This is a genomic window from Phenylobacterium sp. (genome assembly GCF_036263695.1).
Taxonomy (GTDB): Bacteria; Pseudomonadota; Alphaproteobacteria; order Caulobacterales; family Caulobacteraceae; genus Phenylobacterium.
Window position 1 is genome coordinate 1 of the sequence record NZ_DATAGM010000315.1, and the last position, 5,481, is coordinate 5,481.

A 5,481-nucleotide genomic window follows, 5' to 3' on the forward strand; every position below is an offset into this window, starting at 1 on the left:
AGTCGAAGGCGACGCTCTGCCGGCGCTTCGGCGGCTCGACGCGCTCGATCTTGTCGAGCTTCTTCACTCGGCTCTGCACCTGGGCCGCGTGCGAGGCGCGCGCCTTGAACTTCTCGATGAACTTGATTTCCTTGGCCAGCATCGCCTGCTGGCGCTCGTACTGAGCCTGGCGTTGCTGTTCGCCGAGCGCGCGCTGCTGTTCGTAGAAGTCGAGATCGCCCGAGTAGGTGATGAGGGAGCCGGCGTCGATCTCCACCACCTTCCCAATGATCCGGTTCATGAAGGCCCGGTCGTGCGAGGTCATCAGCAGGGCGCCGTCGTAGCCCTTGAGGAAGGCCTCCAGCCAGATCAGGCTTTCCAGGTCGAGGTGGTTGCTGGGCTCGTCCAGCAGCATGCCGTCGGGCCGCATCAGCAGGATGCGCGCCAAGGCGACGCGCATCTTCCAGCCTCCGGACAGCAGACCCACATCGCCATCCATGCGTTCCTGGCTGAAGCTCAGGCCGGCCAGCACCTCGCGCGCCCGCGCTTCCAGCGCATAGCCGTCCAGCTCCTCGAAGCGCTCCTGCACCTCGCCGTAGCGTTCGATGATGGCGTCCAGCTTGTCGGCCTGGTCCGGATCGACCATGGCCGCCTCGAGGCTGGCCATTTCGGCGGCCAGCGCGCTGATGGGACCGACGCCGTCCATCACCGCGGCGACCGCGCTCTGGCCCGACATCTCGCCGACATCCTGGCTGAAGTAGCCGATCGTCATTCCGGGATCGACGCCGACCAGTCCGTCGTCCGGCTGCTCCTGCCCCGTGATCATGCGGAACAGCGTCGTCTTGCCAGCGCCGTTCGGGCCGACAAGCCCGACCTTCTCGCCTTTTTGGACGCCCATCGAAGCCTCGATGAACAGGATCTGGTGGCCGTTCTGCTTGGAGATGTTGTCGAGGCGGATCATCGGGCGGTCTGCTAGCCCGGGGCCGGGGAGAACGCCAGCCTCAGGCCCGTGGGCTTCTTGTCTCAGCCCCGCCAGCGCCGCGCCACGCCTCTACGGCCATGAGCAGGTCGTGGGCGTCGACCACTCGAGCAGCCGGCGCACCGGGCGCCGCCACGGCTCGCCCTACCCTCGCCTCGCCGCCGCCCGCGTCGCCCCGCGCCCACCGCCGCTCCGCCCCGCCGCGCCCTTCAGCCGCTCCACCACCTGCGGGTTGGTGATCCGCCGGTACATCGCCTGCACCAGGCTGAAGACGCCGAACAGCACCAGGCCGGCGGCCACGAGGAGTTGGGCCCAGCCGGAGAGGGAGCCAAGGGCTTCGCCGAGCCCGCCGGCCTCTCGCGGGTTCTCGGTGGCGGCGGCGCGCCAGTAGAAGAGGCCGGCCAGGATGAAGAGGACACCCCGGGCGGCGTAGCCGAGCCGGCCGATCCACTTGACCCAGGCGCGGCCCTGGGCCCGCCCATCAAGCTGCTTCAGGAAGCCGAGCTTGTAGGCCTGCAGCCACTCGCCGAGGCCGCCGACGATGAACCCGACCGCGACCAGGCGGACCAGCCATTCGCCGGCCGGCAGGCCCAGCACCCAGGCGGTGGCGGTCTGGGCGCCGTCGCTCCCACCGCCGGCGGCGCCGGCTCCGCCGCCTCCGCCACCCATGCCAATCCCAAACGTCAGGCCAAGGGCCAAGAGGCCCAGCAGGACGTGGACGACGCCGCTCCCGCCATGCCCTGCGCGCACCGCCTTGCCTTTCAGGCCCTCGCCCGAGCCCTCAAGGTCCAGGGCCGCTTCCGCGAGGCGCCAGGCGCCATAGGCGAGCAGGCCCAGGCCGACCAGCCCGAGCACCACCCGGCCGAGCCCGCCGCCGGCCATCGTGCGCAGCACGTCGGAGGTCCCGAGGCTCCGGCCGGCCTCGATCGCCAGATAGCCCATGAGGATGTAGAGCAGTCCGCGGGCGGCGAACCCGAGCCGGGTGAAGGTCTCGAACCTGGGGATTGAATTCACGTCGGAACTCCTCGCGTCGTGCGGGAGCAATCCGCACGGCGCCGCTAGGTTCCGGCGTAGGACCCTACCCCTTCGCCTTTCGCTCCCGCCGCCGGCGGGTCAGCACGTGCTCGGTGTACCCGTTCGGCTGCACGCGCCCCTCGAACACCAGCTCCAGCGCCGCCTGATAGGCGACGGAGCCGGCGAGGTCCTCGGCCATGGGTCGGTAGAGCGGATCGCCCGCATTCTGCCCGTCCACCACCTTGGCCATCCGCGCGAAGGTCTCGCGCACCTGGTCCTCGGTGCACACCCCGTGGTGGAGCCAGTTGGCGATGTGCTGGGAGGAGATGCGCAGGGTGGCGCGGTCTTCCATCAGGCCAACGTCGTGGATGTCGGGCACCTTGGAGCAGCCGACGCCCTGGTCGATCCAGCGGACCACGTAGCCGAGGATGCCCTGGACGTTGTTGTCCAGCTCCTGCTGGACGTCGGCGGGGCTCCAGTTGGACTTGGCTAGCGGGGCGGTCAGCAGGTCCTCAAGGCCCGTGCGCTGGGCGGCCCTGGCCATCTCCTGCTGCAGCGACGGGACGTCCACTTCGTGGTAGTGCAGGGCGTGCAGGGTGGCGGCGGTGGGGCTGGGCACCCAGGCGGTGTTCGCGCCGGCCTTGGGGTGGCCGACCTTGGCCTTCAGCATGTCGGCCATCATGTCGGGCGCGGCCCACATGCCCTTACCGATCTGGGCCTTGCCCATGAAGCCGGTGGCAAGGCCGATCTCGACGTTGCGCTTCTCGTAGGAGGTGAGCCACGGCTCGCCGCGCATGGCCTCCTTACGCACCATGGGCCCGGCTTCCATGGCCGTGTGGATCTCATCGCCCGTGCGGTCGAGGAAGCCGGTGTTGATGAACACCACGCGGCTCCGGGCGGCGGCGATGCAGGCGGCGAGGTTGGCGCTGGTGCGGCGCTCCTCGTCCATGATGCCGAGCTTGACCGTATTGCGGGCCAGACCCAGGGCGTCCTCCACCTGGTCGAACAGAGAGACGGCGAGCGCCACCTCATCCGGCCCGTGCATCTTGGGCTTCACGACATAGATCGAGCCGGCCGGGCTGTTCTTGCGGGCGCCGTTCAGGTCGTGCAGGGCGGCGGTGACGGTGACCAGGGCGTCGACCGCGGTCTCGTAGGCGTCCTGGCCGCGAAAGCGGACCGCGTCGGTGGTCATGTGGTGGCCGACGTTGCGCACCAGCATCAGCGAGCGGCCGCGCAGGGTGAGCTGGGAGCCGTCCGGGGCGGTGTAGGTGCGGTCCTCGGCCAAGGCCCGGGTCTCGGTGCGGCCGCCCTTCTCGAAGCTGGCGGTCAGGTCGCCCTTCATCAGGCCGAGCCAATTGCGGTAGACGGTTGTCTTGTCCTCGGCGTCGACCGCGGCGACGGAGTCCTCGCAGTCCTGGATGGTGGTGAGGGCGCTCTCCATCAGCACGTCGGCGACGCCGGCGGGGTCGTCCTTGCCGATGCTGTGGGCCCGGTCGATCTGGATCTCCAGGTGCAGGCCGTTGTGGCCGAGCAGCACGGCCGAGGGCGCCTCGGCGTTGCCGCGCCAGCCCTTCAGTTGGGCCTCGTCGGCCAGGCGGGCCTTGCCCCCGGATTGCTGCGCCACCACCAGCTTGCCGGCCTCGATGGCGTAGCCGGCGGCGTCGGTGTGGGAGCCGCCGCTCAGCGGGGACACCCGGTCGAGCAGCGCGCGGGCGTAGGCGATCACCTTGCCGCCGCGCACCGGGTCATAGCCGCGGCCTCCGGTCGGGGGCTCCAGGGCGTCGGTGCCATAGAGGGCGTCGTAGAGGCTGCCCCAGCGGGCGTTGGCCGCGTTCAGCGCATAGCGGCCGTTGGAGACTGGCACCACCAGCTGCGGGCCGGCGGTGCGGGCGATCTCGGGATCGACGTTGGCGGTCTCGATGGCGAACGGCGCGGGCTCCGGCAGCAGATAGCCGATCTCGCGCAGGAAGGCCTCCTGCTCGGCGACGGACACGTCCTTGCCGCGGCGCTCGCGCCACCAGGCGTCGATCTTCGCCTGCAGCTCGTCGCGCCTCGCGAGCAGCGCATCGTTCTTCGGCGTGAAGTCGCCCAGCAGCGCCTCGAGGGCGGCCCAGAAGGCGGCGGGCTCCACCTTAGTCCCCGGCAGCAGCTCCCTTTCGACGAAAGCGTGGAGAAGGTCGTCGACGAAGAGATTGGAGCTGACGTCCATGGGCGGTCTCACTCTGCCTGCAAGCTGTCACGGAACAGGGCGCCCCGGAAACCCGAAGCGCCCTGCTCTTTCGGCCCTTGACGTCCCCTCACGCAAGAGCCGGAACCTAAGCTCCTCACCCGAAGCCCGGCGTGGCCGGGACTACGGGGGAGGTGGATCGGCGGCTAGGCGCCGAGACGGAGGGGGCGCGCCCCCTCCACCACTTAGCGGTCCCCCTCCCCCGCAGTCTTCGCTGCGGGGGAGGAGAAACTCTCCAATCCGCTTACGCGAACTGGTTCATCGTGTTGTGGACGCCGCCCGCCTTCAGGGCGGCTTCACCGGCGAAGTACTCCTTGTGGTCGTCGCCGATGTCCGAGCCGGACATGTTCTGGTGCTTCACGCAGGCGATGCCTTGGCGGATCTCCTGGCGCTGCACGCCGGCCACGTAGCCGAGCATGCCGGCCTCGCCGAAGTACTCCTTGGCCAGGTTGTCGGTGGACAGCGCGGCCGTGTGGTAGGTCGGCAGGGTGATCAGGTGGTGGAAGATGCCCGCCCGCTTGGCCGCGTCGCGCTGGAACGTGCGGATGCGGTTGTCGGCTTCGATCGCCAGCTCGCTGGTGTCGTAGTCGACGCTCATCAGCTTCTCGCGGTCGTAGGCCGAGACGTCCTTGCCCTGCTTCACGTAGTCGTCGAACACCTGCTGACGGAAGTTCAGCGTCCAGTTGAACGACGGGCTGTTGTTGTAGGCCAGCTTGGCGTTCGGGAAGACCTCACGGATGCGGTCCACCATGCCTGCGATCTGGCCGATGTGGGGCTTTTCGGTCTCGATCCACAGAAGGTCGGCGCCGTTCTCCAAGGCGGTGATGCAGTCGAGGACGCAGCGGTCCTCGCCGGTGCCGGCGCGGAACTGGAACAGGTTGGAAGCCAGGCGCTTCGGACGGAACAGCTTGCCGTTCCGGTTGATCACCACGTCGCCGTTGCGGGCGGTGGCCGGATCGATCTCCTCGACGTCGAGGAAGCTGTTGTACTTGTCGCCCAGGTCGCCCGGCTCCTTGGAGTAGGCGATCTGCTTGGTCAGGCCCGCGCCGAGCGAGTCGGTGCGCGCGACGATGACGCCGTTGTCCACGCCCAGCTCAAGGAAGGCGTAGCGGACGGCGCGCAGCTTCTGGATGAAGTCTTCATGCGGGACGGTGACCTTGCCGTCCTGGTGGCCGCACTGCTTCTCGTCGGAGACCTGGTTCTCGATCTGGATGCAGCAGGCGCCGGCCTCGATCATCTTCTTGGCGAGCAGGTAGGTCGCCTCGGCGTTGCCGAAGCCCGC

At 69.2% G+C, this 5,481-nt stretch carries 4 protein-coding genes; all 4 read right to left on the reverse strand.

The window, feature by feature from the left end:
* Positions 1 to 940 (reverse strand): ABC-F family ATP-binding cassette domain-containing protein (locus tag VHK87_RS12850; protein WP_329635294.1); only part of this gene is annotated, 940 nt, incomplete at its 3' end.
* Positions 941 to 1,102: 162 nt separating this feature from the next.
* Entirely contained in the window at positions 1,103 to 1,972 is an 870-nt protein-coding gene (locus VHK87_RS12855; RefSeq protein WP_329635295.1) for a DUF1206 domain-containing protein, read from the reverse strand.
* Between the two features lie 64 nt (positions 1,973 to 2,036).
* Positions 2,037 to 4,181, reverse strand: a complete 2,145-nt coding sequence (locus VHK87_RS12860) for a malate synthase G (protein WP_329635296.1) — start codon at positions 4,179 to 4,181, stop codon at positions 2,037 to 2,039.
* 262 nt (positions 4,182 to 4,443) lie between these two features.
* Positions 4,444 to 5,481: isocitrate lyase (locus tag VHK87_RS12865; RefSeq protein WP_329635297.1), on the reverse strand; the 1,038-nt coding region annotated here is incomplete at its 5' end.

Bases quoted from the DNA above. Each gene is read 5' to 3' on its own strand.
- VHK87_RS12860 (WP_329635296.1), bottom strand. From the start codon at position 4,181: ATGGACGTCAGCTCCAATCTCTTCGTCGACGACCTTCTCCACGCTTTC.